Origin of the sequence: Acinetobacter sp., from assembly GCF_036666595.1 — a bacterium.
In the GTDB taxonomy this organism is placed as follows: domain Bacteria; phylum Pseudomonadota; class Gammaproteobacteria; order Pseudomonadales; family Moraxellaceae; genus Acinetobacter.
The window spans coordinates 1-679 of the sequence record NZ_JAVWVO010000087.1 but is presented as its reverse complement, the minus strand read 5'-3'; the positions used below and the strand labels follow the sequence as shown (position 1 = coordinate 679).

Annotated in this window: 1 protein-coding gene; it reads left to right on the top strand. The window is 33.6% G+C overall.

Annotated elements, in window-relative coordinates; genetic code table 11:
• Positions 1–428: 428 nt before the first annotated feature.
• Positions 429–679, top strand: a 251-nt coding sequence (locus RR876_RS16935; RefSeq protein WP_332637184.1) for a hypothetical protein, incomplete at its 3' end; no start/stop codon positions are given.

The window sequence follows — 679 nt, the reverse complement described above, 5'->3', positions numbered from 1 at the left end:
ATAATCAAATTCACAATATAGTGTGAGAAGCGACAGCTAGCAAAGAAAGGCTTTAAGGGAAAGGTTTGGGGATAAGAAACTCGCGATCGGACCATGCAAATTGCCGAATCGTGGCTGGTCGATGAGTAGAGGAAGTCTGGCGCGGGATTATTCTAGCTGGGAAGGCATGTTGACTATGGGTAACAATATTTTATGGTTAATGAATACTAAACATTGAAATGATTAGTTTGATTAAATTGTATGCGTGGAACGTGAATAATCACCAAAAATAGGCTCTAGCCTACTAAGCACTAGAGCCCATATGACTAAAGCCTTGATCCCTATATGAAAGTTTCAAGAGTTTCGTATAAGGTGTATTATGTTAATTTTAGAAATTCTTAATTTTAAATCACTTCAAACCTTTTATTGTTTTTTGAGCAATTTTTAATATGTATCAAACACAAAAGATTCAAACACTACTTAGACATGTTTGGAATCCTTCACCTTCTTTTTCTAATGAGAATATCGTACATATCGCTGATCAACTATATGAAATTATAGAAAATCTTGGTGATATAAATGACATCAGTGATGCCTTAATGGATATTTCAACTAATGAATACAATGGAAATATTTCATCAGAAAAATGTATGCAAGTAGCTACCCAAATTATAAATTTTTATGGTGGGGAGCCTATAAA